We start from the raw sequence: 22712 nt of genomic DNA on the forward strand, positions 1-22712 counted from the left end.
CTTAGCTTGAAAAACATACTCTATGTCATTCCCGCCTACGTGGGAATGACATAAAACGGACAAAATCACTGGAGCGGGTGAAGGGATTCGAACCCTCGACTTCAACCTTGGCAAGGTAGCGCTCTACCCCTGAGCTACACCCGCTTAAATAAAATAACGGTGTTTTAATGTAAAAAGTTTAAGGGGATCAAAATTAATTATATATAAAACACCTTAGTGCTTTTTAATCTAAGCGAATCTGAATATAAGTAATTATAAGATAAATTGCAAGTATTAAATTAGAAATTTATTGGCATTGCTAAATAAAGATAGATTATTTAATAAATTAACGCCATTGCAAGGAAATTACAAAGTATATTGACTAAGCAATCTAGTTAAACACTCTGTAAACTAGAATTTATTATTATTTTTTTAGATTGATATGCTCCTTTCAGTCGCTCAGCTCATTACGACACCTGTATTGAGTTAGCAATGCTATAAAAAATCTAATTTTGTTAACTTGACTTTTATTTTTATATAAAACAGTATAGTTCTTTATTAATTTTAACTAATCTGTCAAAAAGTATGTAAAGTTACGCAAAAGAGCAAAAAAGTTTAGCCCGTAATCAAGAAGAAGCAATAGGGCTACTATCGATAGGTACGTTTCTTGAATATTTTGATCTCACGCTCTATGTACACATGGCGGTAATACTTAACGAGCTATTTTTTCCTGAAGCCGATGCACGAGCAGCTTCTCGATATTCTGCCATTGCATATTGTGCAACATATGTATTTAGACCTATCGGTGCTTTAATATTCGATTGGATAGGAGATACTATAGGTCGTAAGGCAACGGTCATTATTACAACTTTTTTAATGTCGCTTTGTTATCTTATAATGGCTAATTATAAAAACTTATGCCGTAATTGGTATTACGGCGACTTTTGTAGTAACTGCGTGTCGTATCGCTCAGGGGATGTCCTTTATAGGGGAGGTAGTAGGTGTCGAGCTTTATCTAAACGCAATGACAAAAATTCCTCAACGTTATTGGGTGGTGGCTTCGCTTGTTGTTTTTGTAATTTTAGGTGCAACCGTGTAGCATTGGCGGTAGGAACACTTGTTACTTCTTTTGGACTTGATTGGCTGTATTGCATTTTGGTTTGGAGCAGCTATTGCTATAGTTGGTGCTATTGTAAGGACAAATCTTAGGGAGAATCCAGATTTCATTGATGCAAAAAGACGAATAAAGAAAACTGTAGCACAAGCAGGGATAGATAGTAATCGGCTAAAATCAAGCCCTATTTGGAGTGAAAAAATTAATAAACCAACAGCAATCGCTTTCTTTTTGGTACATTGTGGAGATCCGTTATGGTTTTATATTGTTTATATTTATTGTGGTAATATGCTAAAAACTCATTTAATTACAGTGCTACTCAAGTAATTCATCAAAATTTTATTGTTTGTGGTACAGAATTAATAAGTACAATAATTGTTACTGATTTGGTTTGTAAAATACATCCTTTAAAAGTCCTTAAAGTAAGATTAAGAATATTTTCTATGGTAGCCCTTATGTCTCCTATCTTACTAAATAATATTTCAAATACTATAGAATTACTTTTATTCCAATTATTTATTGTAGTATTTGCCCCTACTACTTTTCTGGCAGGTGCAGTGTTTTATGCAAGATTGCCAGTATTAAAACGTTTTACATGCGGCAGTTTTATATTTGCTTTATCACGAGCTTTAATGTTTGCAGTTTCTTCTTTTAGAACAATTTACTTGATAGATTATTTTAATCACTGGGGATTATTATTCTTGATTATTCCAATTCTAATTGGTTATACATTTGGAGTAAATCATTTTATAAAGTTAGAGGAGGAAGCAGAGAGTTATTATTAAAAAAAGCTTTGTGTCTTTCAAGTTCAATATTAAAAACTTTTAGGCATAACTTAGCAAATTCTTGTTCTAGTTTATAATTTATATTAGCAGCGACCAAAAGAAAATTTATTAAAGTTGCTTCAATAATTTTTCTAGCTTTCTCAGGTGATTTAACTCCCAAAGTTTGCAACATTATGAATTCGGTCAAATAATTTTATTAATGCCGTATTGTATCTTTTCTCTTTAATTAATAAGTTTAGGCTTTCTCCGCTACGTATCTTCCCTTCTAGTTAGACCTTCTACGTGTTTTGCTACTTCCGGTCCAAAAATGTCGGTAATTGCTTCTTCAGTTAATTCAGTGTCTTCAATAGTATCATGAAGTAAAGCGGCTTGCAGCATAATAATGTTATAAAGTTTAGGTGCTTCTTCAGCTACAAATTCAGCAAGCATAATTTTTACCTCAATCGGGTGCGAATAATAAGGATCGCCTGATTGACGCATTTGAGAACCGTGTTACGTGCATAGTAGATACCTTTTTTGATTTCGAGTATATCTATAGGATTTGCTACTTTAGTATTTAAATATTCGAGTTTATCAAGTAATGTTTACTATAAACACAAATTGCAAACTTTTCTTTCCAAGAGCTTATATCTTCTATAAAAGTTATTTCTTATTTCATTATAATTTGTGGGCTATTAATTAAAAAATTAGGCATTGCCTAGAAAAAGTTGATAATTTGAACAGTTTACGTCATTGCCACGCTCTTTGCAGTCGCTTAGCTCATGACTATATCAACCTTTTCGAGGAAATGCCAAAAATTGCAGTAATAAATAGCTGCAGATTAGGTTCTATGAAGGAAAATTAAATTAATCTATTTTTGCTGTAAATCATAAGATTTTTTTGAAATAGGAACAACTATTACTGCAAAAATCTTATTAATGTTCGCTAAAAAATATCTGAAAATATAAATAATTTAATTTTCCTTCACAAAACCTAAAGATTATTGTTATATTATTTTAAATATTAATCCTAAAGTCAAAATATAACTATGCCAAACCGTAATAGTTTAGAAGTACAAGAGTACGCACAAGCTAGCTCCTTAAATAATACTAATCTAACTGCATCACAGGGTGAGTTAATACTAACTGTTGCAAATTTATTGTTCAAAGAGTCAAATATTAATAATAATCAGAATATACAAAGAGATAATAATATATCTTATGAGAATAATATTACCGACTTTGAAAATCCGGATACAAGTTGTGGTATATGTAAATGTCTTGGAGCGATAGCTACTGTTTGCTGCAATGTGTATGTATGTTTATTTGAATAAATACCAAATTTTACACTAAAAAAATATGCGCAAGGCTTAAGAAAGTTAGGAAACCTAGAGCATCGGTTATGGTTGTTAGAAATACACCGGAGCCTGTAGCAGGGTCTATATCAAAATAATGCAGTATTATAGGAATAGCAGAGCCGAATAATCCGGCTACTAAAAAATTTAAAATAACTGCAATAGCAAAAATAACGCTCAGATTTAAGTCAAGCAACATCACAAAGCTAAGTCCTGCTCCGATAATTGCAAGTACAAAACCGTTAAAAGCCGATACGGCTATTTCTTTTAATATAACTTTATTGACATTATTATAATGAATATCTTTATTAGCAAGGGCTCTAACCGTAACGGTCATGGCTTGTGTTCCGGCATTTCCGCCCATTGAAGCTACAATAGGCATAGTGGCTGCAAGCGTTACAAGTTTTGCAATAGTATCGTTAAAATGGTTAATGATAAGTGAGGTCATGCAGGCAGTGATTAGATTAACAAAGAGCCAAGGAAAACGATGTCTAACGGTATAAAATACATTGAAGAAAGTATCTTGAGTGTGTACCCCGCTTAATGATAATATATCTTTGCCGGCTTGTTCTTCAATAATATAAATTATATTATCGATTGATACGCTACCTACTAACTTACCGCTTTTATTTACTACCGGTACAATAGTTAAAGCATATTGTCTAAAAATGAAGCTTAGTTCATTTAAGTCGGTAAAAGCATCTGCAAGCTTAAAATCTTTGTTCATCAAATCTTTTATCAATTCATTTTTTTTGCCTTTAATTAGCGTGCTAAGAGAAATAATACCGATAGGGCGTAATTTATTATCTGTAACGATTGCCGCATAAAAGTCATTCTTTACGTTCTTGATAAAATTTAATGATTCCTCGACCGTCCATCCTTCTTGCAGATTAATAAAATCTCGTTCAATTACCCTACCTACCGTATTTTCGGGATATGTACAACCTACGGTAATTTGGTGTTTTTTTTCTTTAGTGAGATTACTTAGGATAAGGTTTTTTATATCATCGTCTAGATCGATTACTACTTCAATAGCATCTTCTATAACTAGCTTATTGATTAATTCTGCAGATTTTTTTATGCCTAAAGTTTCTATTATTAAAGGTTTACTATAAGCATTTAATGATACTAACGTTTCAGGCTTAATTTCATCCTGTAATAAAGGAATAATTATTTTATATGTTTTATTGTTAAGATTATCTAAGAAATCTGCTAAATCGGCATAATGAAGCTTGGCCAGCCTGCTTGCAGCAGCATCATAATTGTGATCTTCGATCAGATTGTTAATTTGATCAAAAATTTCAGCAAATTGATCGTGATGATCTGGTAAGATGCTTTTAAATATATTGAAATTAGGCATAGCCTATTGACCTAATAGTTTATTATAGACTTATTATAATTATTTAAAGCTGGGTAGGCTTGGCACAGAATTGTGTACAATTTGCTAATCAATATAAATCACAGAGTACAAATAAGCAATAGTTTTTATTTCAACTCCTTTTCATTTATCAGGAGTATACAATTAGCACAAACATTTGCTAACAAGACGAACTTAGGAGTAAATATAAAATCTGAAGTGTTGAAACAAACAAAAATTTGACTTTGTGAAAAACCAGCGAATGGTGCGGTCGAGAAGACTTGAACTTCCAATCTTTTTACAGAACAGCACCCTCAATGCTGCGCGTCTACCAATTTCGCCACGACCGCTTAAGTTTTACTCTATAGCAGATTATGAGTAAAATATCAATAGAATTCTTTTGATGTTATTTCCACCTTTCTATGTCATTCCCGCTTCCACGGGAATGACATAAACTAGCCATGCGACAACACCTTTAGTCGTTCGCAATAATGGCAAAGCTATTCAAGATAAATCAACAACAAAACTAGGTGTAATCGATTGCTTAACAGCAGCTTTCATTAAACTATCTAGTTTTTCATCAATATTATCAAAATCAATATGATATTCTCTAGAATTTCCGGTTAACACTAGGGCAGAGTCTATACCAAGGCGATTTGCTGCAAGTATATCGGTGTAAACAGTGTCCCCAATCATTAACATGCGATTTTTAGGGGTATTATGACATTCTTTTAAAATTTTACTATATATTTCTTCATATGGCTTACCACTATAAATTACTTTTCCGCCAAGCTGCTTTATTTTTTCGGCATAATAGCCGCTACAATATCTATAAACACCGTGCTGATTTATTCCAAGGTCAGGATTAGCACAAATATTGACCATTTTACGTTGTACAACAATTTTAAATAATTCATTGAATTCGTTTAAATCTAAATTTTCGTTTTCGTCTCTGTAAATAGTCATTAAGAAAATATTAGCTTTGTTAATATCATCAGTGATAGGACATTGAATTCTGTTTATTATATCATTTTCTAAATGTCCTAAATGATATATTGCTGGTTTTTCTATACCGAACCGCTTTTTACTTTCTAGTATCATTTCTACTGCTATTTCGCCTGAGCTAATGATCATTTCCGGTTCTACATTTAATCCCCACGATTTAATTGTTTGATGCAGTGACAAAATATTGCGTGGAGCATTAGTAACAAAATATACTTTTTTTCGTTCAATAATCTTATTGATATTTTGTACGACGCCCGGATAGGTACGCCCCCCTTCAATTATTACCCCCCAAAGATCGAATAAAAACACGTCATAATCATTAATTACGTCGAAAATATGTTTTAACTTTAATATATTCATTGTTATCTCGCTAATTTGGTATTGACTAGAATCAATTGATATCGTCATTGCGAGCAGCCGTAGGCTGCGTGGCAATCCCGTCAAATATTCTGAGATTGCGGACGTACAATTACTTCGTAATTTTCTTGCAATGACGTAATCTTTTTAGATTATCAATCTTTATTTTGTTATCTCGCTAATTTTAAATCAAGAAACTTTACTATTTTAATAAGTTACGTTATAGTCATTTTTATTGTTTCTAGCAACAAGTAATAGAGCCAAATATATAATATGTCGGAAATTGAAGAAAAATTTAACGAATCATCATACGGTGCTGATTCCATAAAGGTTTTAAAAGGTCTTGAAGCCGTAAGAAAAAGACCGGGAATGTATATCGGGGATGTTGGAGACGGGTCGGGTCTACATCATATGATTTATGAAGTAGTCGACAACGCTATCGATGAGTCGCTTGCTGGTTATTGCGATCTAGTACGAGTAACATTAAATAAAAACGGTTCAGTAACTGTATCCGATAACGGGCGAGGTATACCCGTTGAAATTCATGAAGAAGAAGGAATATCGGCAGCTGAAGTTATTATGACGCAACTTCACGCCGGCGGTAAGTTTGACCAGAACGCTTATAAGGTTGCAGGCGGTCTACACGGTGTTGGTGTATCGGTTGTAAATGCTCTTTCTGAATGGCTTGAGCTGCGTATTTGGCGTAATAATAAGGAATATTTGATGAGATTTAATAACGGTATAACGGAAGCTCCGCTTGCAGTTGTCAAAGAAAATATTGATAAAAAAGGTACGGAAGTTACTTTTTTTCCGTCTGTAGAAACGTTTACTAATATAGAATTTGATTTTGGCACTATAGAGCATCGTCTTCGTGAGCTTGCTTTTTTAAATTCAGGCGTAAAGATTTTACTCGTCGATAATCGCTTTGAAGAAGTTAAAGAAGTAGAGTTTTATTATACGGGCGGTATAGAAGCTTATGTAAAATATATAGACAGAGCGAAGCACGCTATCCATCCATGTATAGTAGTTAATACGGAGAATGCTGAGTCCGGTATAAGCCTTGAGCTTGCGATGCATTGGAACGATTCTTATCATGAAAATATTTTATGCTTTACTAATAATATTAGGCAGCGTGATGGCGGAACTCATCTTAGTGCTTTCAAATCAGCGATAACACGTGTTATTACCTCGTATCTTGATACTACGGGTCTTAATAAAAAAGCTAAAAATTACTTTAGCGGTGAAGATACTAGGGAAGGGCTATGTTGTGTGCTTTCCGTTAAAGTGCCTGATCCTAAATTTTCTTCTCAAACAAAAGATAAGCTAGTAAGCTCCGAAGTACGACCGGTTGTTGAGAATGCCGTTTATACAAAGGTTCTTGAGTGGTTTGAAGAGCATCCAGCAGAAGCTAAGGCAATTATAGCTAAGATTATGGAAGCTGCGAATGCTCGTGAAGCTGCTAGAAAAGCAAGGGAACTCACTCGAAGAAAATCAGCTTTAGAAGTTTCGAATTTACCAGGTAAACTTGCAGATTGCCATGCAAAAGATCCTGCTATTTCAGAATTGTTTATTGTTGAGGGGGACTCTGCGGGCGGTACTGCAAAGCAGGGTAGGGATAGCAAAATTCAGGCTATATTGCCTTTGCGTGGTAAAATTTTGAACGTTGAACGTGCAAGATTTGATAAAATGCTCGGTTCGGACCAAATCGGTACGTTAATTACAGCGCTTGGAATTAGTGTTGAACGAGAATTTTCCTTAGAAAAGCTTAGATACCATAAAGTTATTATTATGACCGATGCTGATGTTGATGGCTCGCACATTAGAACTTTATTACTCACGTTTTTCTATCGTCATATGCCTGAGCTAATAAATAAAGGCTATCTATATATAGCTCAGCCACCGCTTTATAAAGTAAAGAAAGGAACAGCCGAGTTTTATTTAAAGAATGAGCAAGCGCTGCAAGATTATTTGATCAAATCAACTATTAATGATGCAACCTTAATTCTAGACGATAAAGAGCAGTTAGTGGGTGATAATTTAGAAGAGCTAATTAATAAAGTGGTTAAGTTTAATGGCTTGCTTGACCATGCTAGCAAAAAATTTAATCGCTCAATTACCGAAATTCTTGCTATTAATGACTTACTTAATAACAAAATATTTGAGCCTGAAAGTGATTTAAGACTTAAAAAAGCTTTAGATGTTTTAAATAGCTTAGAAGATTCGCCTGATAAGACTAATTGGGAAGTTTTAAAACATGAAAATAAAATAGAGTTCTTCCGCTTTAGTAGGGGTTTAAAAGAAAGTAAAATATTATTGAAAGAGCAGTTAGAATCATTTGAGTTTGTACAAATATCAAAGCTTGCTTTAACAATTTTTGATATATTTAGTAAGCAATTAAAGCTTATAGTGAAAAGTCAGGAATTCGATATTTTAACACCGAGTCAGTTGTTAAATACCATTATAGAATGTGGAAAAAGAGGTATAAATATTCAGCGTTTTAAGGGTCTTGGTGAGATGAATTCCGACCAGCTATGGGAAACTACTCTTGACCCTACAAAAAGAACTTTGCTTCAGGTAAGAGTTGCAGAAATTGATGAAGCAGAAGGCATTTTCTCTACTTTAATGGGTGACGTTGTTGAACCTCGCAGGTTATTTATCCAAGCAAATGCGTTGAATGTAGTGAATTTGGATGTGTAGTATAATCAGTGTCATACCGTGGCTTGACCACGGTATGACAGTTTAATCAGTTTCTCCTTGCAATGACGTTACAATTTTATCATAATAATTTATGCACAAATTAATTATTCAAGGTGGTACACCTCTTAAAGGTATTATTAATATTAGCGGTGCTAAAAATGCCGTGCTACCTATTATGGCAGCGTCTATTCTTATCGATAAACTGCATATTACTAATGTTCCAAAGTTAACGGATGTTAGTACTATGAAAGATTTGCTCCGAAGTCACGGGGCAGATATTGAAATAATAGAACATCAAGATGAATTTGAGCTTATAATTGATACCAAAAATATAAATAACTTTACTGCAGATTATGAAATAGTCCGTAAAATGAGAGCATCGATTTGGGTGCTTGGTCCTTTGCTTACCAAATACGGTAAAGCAAAAGTATCGCTTCCGGGTGGTTGTGCTATTGGAGCAAGGCAAGTAGATTTGCATATTGCTGTATTAAAAGCTATGGGAGCTGAGATTGAAATAGAAGACGGTTATATTAACGCTTCAAGTAAAGGACGCTTAAAAGGTACTCATTTTGTTTTTGATAAAGTTTCCGTAGGTGCTACGATTAATGCAATACTTGCAGCTGTTTTAGCAGAGGGGGAAACTGTGCTTTTTAATTGTGGTCGAGAGCCGGAAATAGTTGATTTATGTAATTGTCTTATCACAATGGGAGCCGATATTGCAGGTATCGGCACTAGCGAAATAACAATTAAAGGCAAGGATTCTTTAAATAAAGCGAGCTATAAAGTACTTTCTGATCGTATTGAAGCCGGTACTTATATGTTTGCGGCAGCTATTACTAAAGGTGATGTAAAAATTTGTGGGATTGATTACCATATTGTAGAAAATATAGCTTTAAAACTTATCGAAACGGGTATCAAAGTCGTGCCGATCAATAACGGAGTTCAAGTAACTTATGAAGGGCAGTTAAATTCAGTTGATTTAGAAACTAATCCCTATCCTGGCTTTGCTACTGATTTGCAAGCTCAATTTATGAGCCTTATGACGCTTAGTAGCGGTGTTTCAATGATCACCGAGAATATTTTTGAAAATCGTTTCATGCATGTCCCTGAATTATGTAGAATGGGAGCAGATATAGTAGTACGAGGTAATAAGGCGGTTGTTCGAGGTGTAGAAATGTTAAAAGGCGCAGAAGTTATGGCAAGTGATCTTAGAGCTTCGGTATCGCTAATACTCGCCGGTCTTAGTACTAATAGCAAAACCGTATTACACCGAATATATCATTTAGATCGTGGCTTCCAAGATTTAGAAAAAAAATTAAGTAATTGTGGTGCAGATATAAAAAGGGTATAATATATTCGATCAACTTCAAAAATGGGCTAAGTCGTTCTACAAGAGCTGCGGTACGCACGTATTAAGTATACGCTGTGTTCCTCGCCTTGTGAACTCCTTGCTCTTTTTGAAGTTGATCTGCGTATATTCGTTTCCTATTTATTTGTAGTATACTATTTTTAACGGAGAAAAATTATGGCACGAATTACAGCAGAAGATTGTAATAAAATTATACCGGATAGGTTTCGGCTTGTTGTCCTAGCAACAAGATATGCTAAATTATTAAATTATAAAGTAGAAACTAATCAAATCAAAAAAGAAAAACGTGATAAGCCTCCTGTTATCGCATTACGTAGAATTGCTGCCGGAAAAGTATCGGTAGCTCAGTTAGAACAAGATTTAATAAATAGTCTGCGTGCAAGAACTATGATAGAGCCGCTTGTTAATCAAGATGAATCAGAAGCTGTAGAAGAAAAATTTGAGTATTTACCTGAAGTTTATATCGGGGAAGATTATTCTGATTTAGATGATCAAATCGTTATTGATGAGAATGGCGAAGATTATGAAACCGATAAGTAAATGCTTATCGGTGTTGGTACTGATATAGTACAAATTCCTAGAATCGAAAAAATATTACATTTATATCCAGAACTTTTTGCTAAAAAAATTCTAACTTCAAAGGAATTAAAACAGTTTGCTTTGTTGGGAAAAATAAACCATGCTGCTTTTTTAGCCAAGCGTTTTGCTGCTAAAGAGGCTGTTAGTAAAGCCTTTGGAGTCGGTATAGGTCAAGGTATAAATTTTAAAGATATTACTATACTAAATAATGATTTAGGTAAGCCTATAGTAGAAGTTAGCTCAAACTATACAAACAAACTCTCTCCTTTTAATATTCACCTTTCTCTTGCTGATGATTATCCTGTGTGTGTAGCATTTGCTGTGATTGAGAGTAGTTATAATGTTACTCTTGGGTAGAGGCGTGTTACTGAACCCTATTTCATTCCCGCGGAGGCATTGTTGCGTGGATACCCAAACCATCATTGCGAGGCGCGAAGTGACGTGGCAATCTCATGCAGTAATAACAAACTCCTGAGATTGCTTCGTCAAAACTTAAAGTTGTTCCTCGTAATGACGACTTGGTATACGGGGAATGCCCGCTCTCGCAATGACAAAATATAAATTACGATCCGGTTTTGCTGTCTGTTTTAGGTAACATGATTTTTAAATTAGCTTTAGCTTCTAAATCAGCAATATATTTCTTTAGTACTTCTGCAGCTAATATATTATCAATAGTTACTTTTGCTTCTTCTTTTGTTGGAATAGGCACAGGTTTTTTCTCAAGCACTTTGATAATATGCCAACCGAAATCGGTTTTTACAGGAGTTGAAACTTCATTTACTTTTAACGCAAAAGCTTTCTTTTCAAATTCTGGTACTAACTGCCCAGGTTGATTTAGTAGAATGTAACCGATGACGCCGCCGTTTGAAGCTGAAGCTTTATCAAGAGATAACTCTTCTGCAAGCTTAGTAAAGTTTCCGCCTTTGCTTAATTTGGTTTTTATATCATTAGCTTCTTTTTGAGATTTAACTAAAATATGAGCAACTTTTATTTGTTCTTTACCTTTAAGATTACCGACATATTTATTATATTCGTCATCAAACATCTTATCTGTAATGTTAGATTTTATGTAGTTTGCTAGTAATTCTTGTTGAGCTAATTGATTTTTTGCATTTTCAAGTTTTTCTTGGAATTCTTTAGAAGAAGTAATATTTGACTTAGCAACTTCTTCTTTTAACAAAAGATTGTTAACATAAATTTTTATTAATTTTTCCTGATCTTGTGGTGGAAAATCATCAAAATTTTTGATTGTTTCACCTGATTGAAGATTAAGCTGAGGCTTAAATTCTTTCATAATTTGCGATTCTTTTACTTCACCGCCTTTATAGGTAGCAACTACCTTGTCTTTATCAGCAAAAGCAATGCCGGAAAGCATGCTAACTGATAAAAATATAACAGATAATTTTTTCATTTATGACTCATAATTGTGTTAAATATAAGCTTAAATTTTATAAAAATAATATATAACCGTCAACAGCTATTTGAGAATATTTTATTTATTAATAATAATTTACAAATATTTGTAGTAAAAAATTATTCATTTAAATAAAATTATAACATTTGATAATTTTATAAAATATACCTATATTTAAGTACTAAAATACTAAAAATATCATAAGGACTTTAATGCTTTCTATTGTAAAAAAACTTTTCGGTACTGCAAATGATCGTACTGTAAAAAAACTATTTTCTGAAATTACAAAAATTAACTTGCTTGAACCTGCTATACAAAAATTATCAGATGAGGAGTTGAAGAATAAAACTGTGGAGTTTAAAGAAAAGCTTAAAAACGGAGCTACTTTAGATGATATAGTATATGAGGCGTTTGCGGTAGTTAGGGAAGCAGCTAAAAGAGTTTGCGGTATGCGTCATTTTGATGTTCAGCTTATAGGTGGCCTGATATTACATCGAGGTATGATTACCGAAATGCGTACTGGTGAGGGTAAGACCTTAGTTGCAACGCTTCCTGCTTACTTAAATGCTTTAACTGGAAAAGGTGTACATGTTGTAACCGTAAATGATTATCTAGCACGCCGTGATTCTGCTTCCATGGGTAAAATTTACAATTTTTTAGGTTTATCGGTTGGATGTATTGTTGGCGGTATGCCTGATGAGGTAAAACGAGCCGCCTATAACGCCGATATTACTCATGCAACAAATAATGAACTCGGTTTCGATTATTTAAGGGATAATATGAAGTATAGCTTGCAGGAGCGGGTACTTCGTCCTTTTAATTTTGCTATCATCGATGAGGTTGATTCGATTTTGATAGATGAAGCAAGAACTCCGCTCGTTATCTCGGGTCCGGTTAATGATAATGCAGAATTATACGGTAAAATTGATAAAATAGTACGTCTGCTTAATGCAAGTGATTTTGAAAAAGACGAAAAATTAAAAACTATCAATTTAACGGAAACCGGCATTACACATATAGAATCGCTTTTAAGTAAAGAAAATATTATAACACCAGATACCAGTTTATATGATTTTGAGAATTTAACTTTAGTACATTATGTTAACCAAGCCTTAAGAGCTCATAATATGTTTACTGTTAATGTAGATTATTTGGTGCGTGAAGGTAAAGTAATGATTATTGATGAGTTTACCGGTCGTGTAATGGAAGGGCGTAGATATTCGGAAGGGTTACATCAAGCATTAGAAGCAAAAGAAAATGTGAAAATTCAAAATGAGAACCAAACTTTAGCATCTATTACTTTCCAAAATTATTTTCGTAATTATCCTAAATTATCGGGTATGACCGGTACGGCTATGACTGAAGCACCGGAACTAAAAGATATATATAATCTCGATGTGGTCGCAGTCCCAACCCATAATAAAGTTACAAGGCTTGACCTTGATGACGAAATTTACGGCAGTAAAAAAGAAAAATATGATGCTATCTTAAAGCTAATTAGGGATTGTTACAATCGTGGACAGCCTATACTTGTCGGTACGATAAGCATAGAAAAGTCAGAAGAACTGTCAAGCGTTTTAAATAAAGAAAAAATCCCTCATAAAGTATTAAACGCCAAATTTCATGAGCAGGAAGCTTGTATTATTGCTCAAGCAGGTAGGTTGAAGGCAGTAACGATTGCAACTAATATGGCAGGGCGGGGTACTGATATTATGCTTGGCGGTAATCCTGAAATGTTAATAGAACAGCTGGATAAAGAACATAATTATGAAGCTAAAATAGCTGAAATAAAAGCTCAAATTGCCGAAGAAAAGAAGCAGGTTATTGAAGCAGGCGGCTTATTTGTGATAGGTACGGAAAGGCATGAAAGCCGTAGGATAGATAATCAGCTAAGAGGAAGATCAGGTAGACAAGGTGATCCTGGTAAAACTAAGTTTTTCCTATCGCTTGATGACGATTTAATGCGTATTTTTGCATCAGATCGTATATCAGGAGTCCTTAGAACACTTGGATTGAAAGACGGAGAGGCTATCCACCATCCAATGATTAGTCGTTCACTTGAGAAAGCGCAGCAAAAAGTGGAAGGACATAACTACGAAATGCGTAAAAATTTATTACGTTTTGATGATGTAATGAATGACCAACGTAAGATAATATACGAGCAACGTACTGAAATTATTAAATCTAAAGATAGTCACGGTTTCTTAGATAGTACTACTGAGGAACTCGCCAAAAAGATAGTATTAACTTTCATGCCGGTAGGCTCTTATAGAGAAGATTGGGATATAGAGAATTTAAGTGTAGAATTACATCGTGTTTTTTCTATAAAATTTGATCATAATGTAGTAAGTAAAAATGATGTAACGGAAGAAGAAATCACGAAGACCGTTATACAAATGGCTCATGATATATATAAGTCAAAAGAAGAAGCCTATAGTAGCGAGTTAATGCATAATGCTGTGAAATATATTTTATTAACTACCCTTGATCAAGTTTGGAAAGATCATTTATATAGCTTAGATCATTTAAGACAAGGCATATCTCTTCGAGCTTATGGCCAAAAAGACCCTCTTAGTGAGTATAAAAGAGAAGCATTTAACTTATTCGAGCAGATGCTTAATAATTTAAAAGAATTATTTATTCAAACCGTATACCATTTCCATATTGACTTAAAACATGTTCAAAAAGAAGATGTTTCGCTTGAGTATAAAAAACTTCAGAAAAATATGCGTGAGAGTCGGGAAGATCCGGCATTTAGTAAATATAACGCAGGCAGTAGCCTTGAGACTGACCTTAAACCAGTCGTATCACGCATTGATCCAAAAGATAGAAACCCTGACGATCCTACTAGTTGGGGTAGGGTATCTCGTAATGAGCTATGTCCGTGCGGTTCAGGCAAGAAATATAAATATTGTCATGGTGCAAATGAATAGATGAAAACCTATAATACCCTAGATTTTTACTCTATGTTTTACCTCAGCGTTCTCTAAAAATCCAAGCTAGGCTTAATTTTATAGTGTAGCAAATTCTAGATATTGCACAAGATAAAATCGCTATGATTATCTTTGGCGCTTTTGCAAGAGGTGATTGAGTGCGTGATCTACCTAACGGTTACCATACGGCAAGGATTAATCAGTAGGAGTGCTCAGTATTGTCTGCGTGACTTCCTAATCGTCATTGCGAGGAAATTGCATAGCAATTGACGAAGCAATCTCAGGAGTTTGTTATTATTTCATAAGATTGCCACGCAGCCTACGGCTGTTCGCAATGACGATTTGGGTATCCAAGCAAGCCTTTTGCAGGAATGACAATGAGATCTTTATCACCTTTAAGAAATACAAAGTATAAATAAGTAGAATATGATAAAAGAACTATTAAGTAGTAGTGCAAGATATAGAACGTTATGTAAAACAATGTAGCTTTGAAAGTGTTTTAAAAGAGTCTATGGTTCTCTTGATAAAGTGGGCGTAGTAAGGAGTTTAAATGAATTACGTGCAGTATCTACTACTGAACTATTTGCGGTATCTACAAATCATGCACTAAAAGTTGGCTAAATAGTTAGTTGAAGAAAAAAAAGCAAATGTTAATATGTGTAGTGATATTTTGAAGAATACTCCTTGAAATTCAGCCGCACGTCACGGAAATTGTAGCAGAATATCTAATATCAAAAGGCGCTGCAGTAAACGGGAACGAGGAGCTTGGCTAGGATCACCTTTATATGAAGCAGTAAGCACTTTAATGTAGCAAAACTATTACTTAAGAACGGAGCTGAGGTGGATCAAAGAAAATCCGGAGGCATACCTTTGCATGCGGTTGCTAAAAATGTTCGATGTACTTCTAAAGATATTAAGGATGATGAAATATATAAGCTGTTATATGGTGCTGATATCAACGCAAAAGTAGAATTTAAAGGAGTAGGGTTTAGTATATATGATGGAAAAACGATATCAGAAATAGTAGAATTTAAAATAGCATTTGTCGGTGAAAGTGAAGTAATAACGGAAGAATAATGATGTTTTGGGATATCTTAACATATTTATAGGCATTGCCTAGAAATCGTTGATACCGTCATTGTAAGCGGCTGTAGGCTTCTGTTGCATGGATACCAAATCGTCATTGCGAGCGACTGTAAGGAGCATGGCAATCCAGAACAATAATAAAAATGCTACGCATTTTACTAGATTGCTTCGTCAATTACTTTGTAATTTTCCTCGTAATGACGTCAACTTTTCAAATTATCAACTTTTTCTAGGCAATGTCTATTTATTGACACGGTAGTTATTGACAAGTTTAGGAAAAAGTTTTATATTCTTCACAAGTGTAAGAAAAAGTTAATAGTATATGTCTAAAGCAAAAACAGCTTCCAAAAATAACCCGACTTCTAGGGAACAGGCTAAAGAATATTTTCATAACGGTCAGAAAATCAAACCGGTCAAGCTTATTGCTGCTCAAAAGTCTTTTCTAGCTGCCGAATATGAATCTTCCGGAGATTTAGTCGTAGGAAGCAATGGTCAGCCATTACCTTGGGGATTAGTTAAAAGCTTATCTTAATATTTTCACTTCCAAAAACCTCGCCAATAAATAATCGGGGGCATAGCTCAGGGGTAGAGCATCTGCTTTGCACGCAGAGGGTCAAGGGTTCGATTCCCTTTGCCTCCACCACTTCCAATCAGGGTTCAAGGCTTTTTGAAATTTAGTAAAAACTTTGAATGTTCCTTTTGTTTTAATTTTCGCTCCATGTCTTGCTAAAAAAATATTCTGTACCTACTATTATTGGTTATGGGAAGTATTTACAACAGCAGAATCTAGGCAAAAATAATAATCTACATACTCAAAAGCTGAGGTGACTATTTCCTTGAGAAAGAAATATACGAAGCTTTGCTAGAACTCAGTAATTATAGCAGTGAAGATATTAAATACGACTTATTGACTTATTAATATTATTTTCTTATAAATTAACAAAAAAATAAGGACATAAATGAGTGGTACAACAAAAAATATAAATGCAAAGGGAGCGGCAAGCATGGGTCTTGATAGTTGGCTTGGCGTTACTGTAGGTGATAATATTACTCACTCTTTTAGTTTAGATACTAATAGTAATATTTTTTAGGTATCACCAATACTATGAATTACTATAATGGCTTAGGTAGTATAGACATAAATAATGCACGTGTTAATTTTAATATAACTAATAGAGCTTTAGAAATAAATGCTAATAACAGACCTTTTAAATTGATTGTAGACGAGGATTTTTCTGTAAAAATTGCAGAGTTTAACACCTATGATTCTCTTGTAATAGAGATATATCAAGGCATTATTCTTAGAATACTAGACGAAGAATGTCCTTCTATGCCTATAACTTTGGGGCAAAATGCTAAAGTTAATTTTATTTATGAAAATGAGCAATATACTTTTACAAATCATTATCAAGATAAAATAAGTTTCCAAGATATAAATACGTTAGCAAAAATAACTAATCTATCTCATAAAGAATTTGTTAAAATTTTATCTAATAATTATACGCTAGAAGAAATAAAGGAGATTGCAGATAAATATAAAGCAATAGATAAAGAGGCATTAAATTTATTTATAGGACAAAATTATAAGCTTTTTTATAGCTCTGATCAAACTGAAAATCCTTTTAAAGATCATACTCCATTTTTAAATTAGTAGACAAGTCTTTAGAAGCAAGTCCAATCCTTAATCTAATGCCTGTTGACCTTAAAATATCATATAGCTTCTTATTTAGAGGACGAAGTCGATATAATACAGCTAAATCCTCTATCTACTACAATGCAAGCTGGCATACAATACATATTGGCATGCAAGCAGATTTAAGCTATACTGCAAAGTTTGCCAATCACTTAATACATAATGGCTTGATGTTCTAGATCAGGCATTAAATTTATACCAGCTAGGTACTCAGACTATGCAGATAGCAGGCGATATAAGAAAGCTAGTAGCAGGCACATCGCTGGTAGACTTAAAGAAAAATTTACAAAATCTTGACTCTATAAGATTTGGTATGTAGGTATCAAGGGGAGTAAGTACTACAAATAATTTAGTAGTTGAGAGTTTGCAGGACGTAATACAAGATTTTGATATGATTACTAATGGATTAAATCAAGAAGAAAAAGCAGCTTTGAAAACAAGATTCAGTTGCTCAAAGATGCTTGCTCAAACAAAGGAAGCTATGTATGCCAAAGCATTTGATATTTCAACGCACTATTTAAAAACGTTTAAAGGCACAGGTTTAAAAGGTATGTTAATAGCTCCTTCTAGATTAATTGCCGTTCGTTTTAAAAAATTTTTAGATGATATAGGACAAGTAAGTTCTGAAGTTGTTATATCTGCTAATGATGACCGGGACGGTTATAAAGATATTGAAAGCGAAAATGAAGTAGATAAATTTATAAAAAACATGAGGGAACAATATGGAGCAAAATTCAATAATAGAATTATTAAAAATTTAAAAGTTCCGATGATCCTGAAATTTTAATTGTAGTTTCAAAATTACTAACCGGTTTTGATGCACCGCGTAATGTTGTTATTTACATATGCAAAGAATGAAAAGAGCATAATCTTTTACAAGCAATTGCTCGTGCGAATCGTCTATTTGAAGAAAAAGGGAAAACAAAGAATACGGTTACATAATTGACTATGTAGGGTTATCGAATCAATTAAAACAAGCACATCAATTTTAGGAAAATTATGGTTTAAACAATTTTGATAGAGAAGATTTAGAAGATGCTATATTTTTTGTAGATGATAAATTGAAAGCATTTTTTCCGTTACTACAAGACATTAAAAATATTTTTATAAATGTGCCTAACGATTTGGATTCTGAACAGCTCGAACAGCATTTAGCCGATGAAGTTATACGCAATAAGTTTTATTTCTTGTTGAATAAATTTAAAAATCTGATGTCTATAGCTTCTAATTCTTATGAATTTTATGAAGAAAAAGAATAAGTTAATTTACAATATGAATAAAATTTAATAAGCTCAAAGAGATAGTGGAAAAGCGTTATAAAGAAAAACCGGATAAAAAAATATATACCGCTCAAGTCATGAAGTTGCTTGATGAGTATGTTATTGCTGGTCATTTTACTAAAACTGAAGTGGTTAACATTCGGTCATGGATATGGCTAATCAAATACAAGATACTATTAAGGATTATATCAATATCGATCCTGCCTTTTATCAAAAATTTTCTACCCTTAATAAATAACACAATAATACAGCATCATAATAAACGTTTATCAGATAGTGATCTTTTAAATAGAATTAAAAAATAAGAGCTGAATTTAAAAATGATGTGCCAAGTGAACTCGGCACTAACAAAACAATAATAGCTTCTTACAGAATCGAAAAGATCAAAATCAGCGTGAAAATGCCATTCAAATTGCTCTTGATACCTATGACATCATTAAGCAGAAAATAATTGTTCATTGGACAAAAAACACTTCCATTTTAAATGAAAAATTCACTTGATGATTATTTTGTTGATGTTGTTAAAAAAGAAATGAGGATTGACTTTAGTAATGAAAATTTAAGTGATGTTGTGGAAAGCCTAATTGATTTTGCTAAAGATCATGAAGCTAAATGATTTGGCTTAAATAACGCAAATAGCGAATTATTGCATAATGCGCTATTGTAGAATTTTTAAGCTATCAATATTTATATAATATCTTTAGTCGTATTATCGTATTATTTTCCTAATATGTCTAAAGCGTTTTGATCATAGTCATTTTGAGCTTCCATATGCCATACTGGTTCATAATCGCGAGCTGCTAAAAAATGTTTTGTATAATGTTTTAATTCTCTCTCACCTGAGTTACCAAGTTTGTATGAAAGTGTATAAGAAATGGTGGGTTGATTTGGAGCCTTTTCTATTTTTTATTGAATATAATTATACTGTAATTCGTTTGTATTGCCTATAATGTGGATATGAAATTTATGCGTCTGTTGTAAGTTATATAGCTCTGTTAGCTTTTCAGGTTCTATTTTGCACATAGCATTCCAGCCTTTATCAAATACCTCATTATCTCGTATAGGATTACCGTTTTTTTTTTTGTATAAGCTCATTCATTTTCTTACGAAATTTTGCGGTAGTTATTTTACCGGTTTTATACTGATCTATTATTCCGTTAGTTTTTCTGCTTCTTTTGCCATAGTAGCAATATCCGGTATACTTAGTCCGCTGTATTTGCTAAATTTTATTATAGCGAGGTCCCTCTTGGTGAAAATTACCTGAGAATATTTAAAAACATGAGCTTTTATCATAGTGATTACCTATAAATTGTTAGTTTTAAAAATATAAAATTGTTAAATAAAAAATCAATATTATAATATTAAGAAATCATATTTAGGGTAAAATAATGAGTTTAAAATCCGCTTGGCTAGATACGCCTCTTGGTTCTATGCTGGCAATTAGTGATACAGAGAGGCTTTATTTGCTCGATTTTGTTGAAAGTAAAGGATTAGAGTATAAAATTAAAAGACTTAAGATTAACACAAAATTGGCTATTACTGAAGATCGCACTAGACCGATTATATCAATTGAAGAGGAGCTTAAATCTTACTTTAGCGGTACTTTGCAACAATTTAATACTCCGATATATCTTTTAGGAAGCGAATTTCAAAAATTAGTATGGCAAGAGCTAATGAATGTACCTTACGGTGAAACAAGAAGTTACTTTACCCAAGCTAAATTAATAGGTGTGGAAAGATCTTATAGAGCCGTTGCAAATGCTAATGGAGCAAATAAATTTGTTATAATTATTCCGTGTCACCGCATCATCAATAATAACGGTAAGCTTGGCGGTTATGGTTCAGGGCTAGATCGCAAAAAATGGCTTATCGAGCATGAGAGACAGAAGTATTAAATAAAAAATCAATGCCTGAATTTCGGTTACAGGAGTTTTAAAAAGTGTATATAATATAATTATACATTTATATTATAGGATAAATTAATATGTTTAATAAGCTTCAAAGACAAGAATATTATCAGGCATTAATTAATAAAGATGACAGATATGAAAATATCTTTTTTGTAGCGGTTAAAATAACAAGAGTATTTTGTAGACCGACTTGTCCTGCACGGAAACCTAAATTTGAAAATTGTGAATTTTATAAAACTGCTAAGGAAGCTTGGCATGCTTCATAGTTGCAAGCTTCTTTCACATCCTTGGCGAAGCTTCAGGTTTAGTTTGTACTCTTGTTAATGCTATTGAGTTTAATCCTGCTAAAAGATGGAAAGATGGTGCTTGTGATGAGCTATCAGTAGATGCTTCTACAGCACGTTGCCAATTTAAAAAACGTTTCGGTATGACGTTTGTAGAATATGTGAGAGCAAGGCGTATGGGTATTGCGATGAAGCAAATTCGCATGGGTGAATCGGTCATTAATACACAAATTGATATGGGTTATGAGTCAAGTAGCGGTTTGCGAGATGCTGTCTCTAAAATAATGGGAGGACCGCCGACAAAATTTAACCGGCATTTAAATATTTTAAAAGCGGCTTGGCTCTAGATACGCCTCTTGGTTCTATGCTGGCAATTAGTGATGAAAAATTGCTTTATTTGCTAGAGTTTGTTGATAGAAGAGGTTTGGAGCGTGAAATTGAGAGGCTAAGGATTAAGACAGAATCTGCTATTATTCCTGGAAGCACTGAACCGATGTGAATGATTGAAGAGGCAATTGTACTTTAACGGTACTTTACAAAAATTTAATACGCCTATATATCTTTTAGGAAGCCCATTTCAAAAAATGGTTTGGCAAGAATTAATTAATATACCTTACGGTGAAACACGAAGCTATTTAAATCAGGCTAAAGTTTTGGGCAAACCTAATTCTTATAGAGCTGTTGCAAATGCTAATGGTATGAATCAGTTAGCAATCATTGTTCCTTGTCATCGTATTATTAATAGCAATGGCAAACTTGGAGGCTATGGCAGGGGATTACATCGTAAAAAATGGCTTATTGAACATGAGAGAAAATTTACAACAAATTAGAAATATTTTACTTGAGAATGCTACTATTCCTGTAGAACGTAGAACGCTATTCTTGAAAACTAGAGAAGGAGAGTATGAAGAGCATGACCGATTTATTGGTGTTACCGTGCCAACTTTACGTACAATAGCTAAAAGTTATTTATAATTTGGATATGGAGGATTTAAGCCGACTTATTACTTCAGAATTTAATGAAGAGAAATTTTTAGCATTAGCTATTTTGATTATGCAATATCAGACAGCACAAGATAAAGAGTTTTTGTATAATTTTTATTTAAACAATATAAAACACATAAATAATTGGAATTTAGTGGATGCATCAGCTCATCATATAATCGGAGCTTATTTATGGGATAAAGAAAAGGATTATCTCTTTACACTAACAAAATCGGAAATTCTATGGGAAAGACGAATAGCTATAGTTGCTACTTGGTATTTTATCAAAAATAATACATTAGACACGACTTTTGAAATAGCAAAATTACTCTTAAACGATAAACATGATTTAATGTATAAAGCAGTAGGTTGGATGCTACGTGAAGCAGGAAAAAAAGATGAAAAACAATTAATAGATTTTTTGGATCACTATACTTTACAAATGCCAAGAATCACAGTTCGTTATGCTATAGAGAGATTACCACAAGAAGTGTACAAAAAATATCTTTTAAAAAACTAGATTTATATTTAATCTATGCTAATATTTCATTTT

General features: G+C 33.2%; 22 protein-coding genes, 3 tRNA genes and 6 pseudogenes. 24 read left to right on the plus strand and 7 right to left on the minus strand.

Annotated elements, in window-relative coordinates; all coding sequences use genetic code 11:
• Nucleotides 1-69: 69 nt before the first annotated feature.
• Nucleotides 70-144, minus strand: a tRNA-Gly gene (locus tag TENJIKU01_RS03390).
• A 534-nt stretch (nucleotides 145-678) separates the two neighbouring features.
• On the opposite strand from TENJIKU01_RS03390, the gene TENJIKU01_RS09620 reads away from it, so the two are divergent.
• The 3 genes from TENJIKU01_RS09620 (at nucleotide 679) to TENJIKU01_RS09630 (ending at nucleotide 1878) form a co-directional block, all read left to right on the plus strand.
• Nucleotides 679-1188 (plus strand): MFS transporter, encoded by a 510-nt coding sequence (locus TENJIKU01_RS09620; RefSeq protein WP_255374197.1) that lies wholly within the window; start codon nucleotides 679-681, stop codon nucleotides 1186-1188.
• Entirely contained in the window at nucleotides 1115-1420 is a 306-nt protein-coding gene (locus tag TENJIKU01_RS09625; protein ID WP_227779921.1) for a proline/betaine transporter, read from the plus strand. Before TENJIKU01_RS09620 ends, TENJIKU01_RS09625 begins: the two co-directional genes overlap by 74 nt.
• A gap of 116 nt (nucleotides 1421-1536) precedes the next feature.
• Nucleotides 1537-1878, plus strand: coding sequence for a hypothetical protein (locus TENJIKU01_RS09630; RefSeq protein ID WP_064429211.1), 342 nt, complete (start codon nucleotides 1537-1539; stop codon nucleotides 1876-1878).
• On the opposite strand, the pseudogene TENJIKU01_RS03410 reads toward TENJIKU01_RS09630, so the two are convergent.
• Nucleotides 1841-2515: pseudogene (locus tag TENJIKU01_RS03410) on the minus strand (HD domain-containing protein). The gene TENJIKU01_RS09630 and the pseudogene TENJIKU01_RS03410 overlap by 38 nt on opposite strands.
• Before the next feature lie 390 nt (nucleotides 2516-2905).
• On the opposite strand from TENJIKU01_RS03410, the gene TENJIKU01_RS03415 reads away from it, so the two are divergent.
• Nucleotides 2906-3190: a hypothetical protein gene (locus TENJIKU01_RS03415; protein ID WP_064429212.1), complete on the plus strand. Its 285-nt coding sequence runs from the start codon at nucleotides 2906-2908 to the stop codon at nucleotides 3188-3190.
• Nucleotides 3191-3200: 10 nt separating this feature from the next.
• Here the strand turns inward: TENJIKU01_RS03415 and mgtE are convergent, their stop codons facing one another.
• From mgtE to TENJIKU01_RS03430, 3 genes are all read right to left on the minus strand, one after another.
• Nucleotides 3201-4571, minus strand: coding sequence for a magnesium transporter (gene mgtE / locus TENJIKU01_RS03420; RefSeq protein WP_064429213.1), 1371 nt, complete (start codon nucleotides 4569-4571; stop codon nucleotides 3201-3203).
• Between the two features lie 260 nt (nucleotides 4572-4831).
• Nucleotides 4832-4918: transfer RNA gene (locus TENJIKU01_RS03425), tRNA-Leu, on the minus strand.
• Between the two features lie 154 nt (nucleotides 4919-5072).
• Nucleotides 5073-5933, minus strand: a complete 861-nt coding sequence (locus TENJIKU01_RS03430; RefSeq protein ID WP_064429239.1) for a TIGR01459 family HAD-type hydrolase — start codon at nucleotides 5931-5933, stop codon at nucleotides 5073-5075.
• A gap of 270 nt (nucleotides 5934-6203) precedes the next feature.
• Between TENJIKU01_RS03430 and gyrB the strand changes: the two genes are divergently transcribed.
• The 4 genes from gyrB to acpS all read left to right on the plus strand — a co-directional run bounded on the left by gyrB (nucleotide 6204) and on the right by acpS (nucleotide 10932).
• Nucleotides 6204-8627, plus strand: a complete 2424-nt coding sequence (gene gyrB / locus TENJIKU01_RS03435; RefSeq protein ID WP_064429214.1) for a DNA topoisomerase (ATP-hydrolyzing) subunit B — start codon at nucleotides 6204-6206, stop codon at nucleotides 8625-8627.
• A gap of 91 nt (nucleotides 8628-8718) precedes the next feature.
• Entirely contained in the window at nucleotides 8719-9978 is a 1260-nt protein-coding gene (gene murA, locus TENJIKU01_RS03440) for a UDP-N-acetylglucosamine 1-carboxyvinyltransferase (RefSeq protein WP_064429215.1), read from the plus strand.
• Nucleotides 9979-10152: 174 nt separating this feature from the next.
• Nucleotides 10153-10536: a DNA-directed RNA polymerase subunit omega gene (gene rpoZ / locus TENJIKU01_RS03445; RefSeq protein WP_064429216.1), complete on the plus strand. Its 384-nt coding sequence runs from the start codon at nucleotides 10153-10155 to the stop codon at nucleotides 10534-10536.
• Nucleotides 10537-10932 (plus strand): holo-ACP synthase, encoded by a 396-nt coding sequence (gene acpS / locus TENJIKU01_RS03450; RefSeq protein WP_064429217.1) that lies wholly within the window; start codon nucleotides 10537-10539, stop codon nucleotides 10930-10932.
• Between the two features lie 205 nt (nucleotides 10933-11137).
• Here acpS and TENJIKU01_RS03455 read toward each other — a convergent pair whose 3' ends face one another.
• Nucleotides 11138-11986, minus strand: a complete 849-nt coding sequence (locus tag TENJIKU01_RS03455; RefSeq protein ID WP_064429218.1) for a peptidylprolyl isomerase — start codon at nucleotides 11984-11986, stop codon at nucleotides 11138-11140.
• A gap of 215 nt (nucleotides 11987-12201) precedes the next feature.
• On the opposite strand from TENJIKU01_RS03455, the gene secA reads away from it, so the two are divergent.
• The 10 genes and pseudogenes from secA to TENJIKU01_RS10205 all read left to right on the plus strand — a co-directional run bounded on the left by secA (nucleotide 12202) and on the right by TENJIKU01_RS10205 (nucleotide 19597).
• Nucleotides 12202-14922, plus strand: coding sequence for a preprotein translocase subunit SecA (gene secA, locus TENJIKU01_RS03460; RefSeq protein WP_064429219.1), 2721 nt, complete (start codon nucleotides 12202-12204; stop codon nucleotides 14920-14922).
• 59 nt (nucleotides 14923-14981) lie between these two features.
• A pseudogene (locus tag TENJIKU01_RS10375) lies at nucleotides 14982-15077 on the plus strand (nucleotidyltransferase); the annotation flags it as partial.
• Nucleotides 15078-15762: 685 nt separating this feature from the next.
• Nucleotides 15763-15999 (plus strand): hypothetical protein, encoded by a 237-nt coding sequence (locus TENJIKU01_RS03465; RefSeq protein ID WP_064429220.1) that lies wholly within the window; start codon nucleotides 15763-15765, stop codon nucleotides 15997-15999.
• Between the two features lie 331 nt (nucleotides 16000-16330).
• Entirely contained in the window at nucleotides 16331-16540 is a 210-nt protein-coding gene (locus TENJIKU01_RS03470; protein WP_004998070.1) for a hypothetical protein, read from the plus strand.
• Between the two features lie 36 nt (nucleotides 16541-16576).
• Nucleotides 16577-16651, plus strand: a tRNA-Ala gene (locus tag TENJIKU01_RS03475).
• Between the two features lie 316 nt (nucleotides 16652-16967).
• Nucleotides 16968-17099, plus strand: a complete 132-nt coding sequence (locus tag TENJIKU01_RS10200; RefSeq protein WP_016728225.1) for a hypothetical protein — start codon at nucleotides 16968-16970, stop codon at nucleotides 17097-17099.
• 14 nt (nucleotides 17100-17113) lie between these two features.
• Nucleotides 17114-17659 (plus strand): hypothetical protein, encoded by a 546-nt coding sequence (locus TENJIKU01_RS03480; RefSeq protein WP_064429221.1) that lies wholly within the window; start codon nucleotides 17114-17116, stop codon nucleotides 17657-17659.
• 433 nt (nucleotides 17660-18092) lie between these two features.
• Nucleotides 18093-18559 (plus strand): annotated as a pseudogene (locus tag TENJIKU01_RS03485) (UvrB domain 3-containing protein).
• A gap of 203 nt (nucleotides 18560-18762) precedes the next feature.
• On the plus strand, nucleotides 18763-18960 hold the full coding sequence (locus TENJIKU01_RS03490; RefSeq protein WP_064429222.1) for a hypothetical protein: 198 nt from the start codon (nucleotides 18763-18765) through the stop codon (nucleotides 18958-18960).
• A gap of 505 nt (nucleotides 18961-19465) precedes the next feature.
• Nucleotides 19466-19597 carry a hypothetical protein gene (locus TENJIKU01_RS10205; RefSeq protein ID WP_255374198.1) on the plus strand — a complete coding sequence of 44 codons (132 nt, stop codon included), beginning with the start codon at nucleotides 19466-19468 and terminating at the stop codon, nucleotides 19595-19597.
• 290 nt (nucleotides 19598-19887) lie between these two features.
• Here TENJIKU01_RS10205 and TENJIKU01_RS03500 read toward each other — a convergent pair.
• A pseudogene (locus TENJIKU01_RS03500) lies at nucleotides 19888-20080 on the minus strand (hypothetical protein).
• 289 nt (nucleotides 20081-20369) lie between these two features.
• On the opposite strand from TENJIKU01_RS03500, the gene TENJIKU01_RS03505 reads away from it, so the two are divergent.
• From TENJIKU01_RS03505 to TENJIKU01_RS03525, 6 genes and pseudogenes are all read left to right on the plus strand, one after another.
• Entirely contained in the window at nucleotides 20370-20876 is a 507-nt protein-coding gene (locus tag TENJIKU01_RS03505) for a methylated-DNA--[protein]-cysteine S-methyltransferase (RefSeq protein WP_064429224.1), read from the plus strand.
• 89 nt (nucleotides 20877-20965) lie between these two features.
• Complete coding sequence (locus TENJIKU01_RS03510; protein ID WP_082894496.1) at nucleotides 20966-21157, plus strand: Ada metal-binding domain-containing protein; 192 nt, start codon at nucleotides 20966-20968, stop codon at nucleotides 21155-21157.
• A 161-nt stretch (nucleotides 21158-21318) separates the two neighbouring features.
• Nucleotides 21319-21429 (plus strand): annotated as a pseudogene (locus TENJIKU01_RS10655) (bifunctional transcriptional activator/DNA repair enzyme protein Ada); the annotation flags it as partial.
• 30 nt (nucleotides 21430-21459) lie between these two features.
• Nucleotides 21460-22005, plus strand: a pseudogene (locus TENJIKU01_RS10660) (methylated-DNA--[protein]-cysteine S-methyltransferase).
• The gene (locus TENJIKU01_RS07495) at nucleotides 21980-22150 is read left to right on the plus strand and encodes a DNA alkylation repair protein (RefSeq protein WP_082894498.1); all 171 of its coding nucleotides are present in this window, start codon (nucleotides 21980-21982) and stop codon (nucleotides 22148-22150) included. The pseudogene TENJIKU01_RS10660 and the gene TENJIKU01_RS07495 overlap by 26 nt, the downstream one beginning before the upstream one ends.
• A gap of 7 nt (nucleotides 22151-22157) precedes the next feature.
• On the plus strand, nucleotides 22158-22679 hold the full coding sequence (locus TENJIKU01_RS03525) for a DNA alkylation repair protein (RefSeq protein WP_064429240.1): 522 nt from the start codon (nucleotides 22158-22160) through the stop codon (nucleotides 22677-22679).
• Nucleotides 22680-22712 lie beyond the last annotated feature (33 nt).

The organism is Rickettsia sp. Tenjiku01 (assembly GCF_001653015.1).
Lineage (GTDB): Bacteria > Pseudomonadota > Alphaproteobacteria > Rickettsiales > Rickettsiaceae > Rickettsia > Rickettsia rickettsii.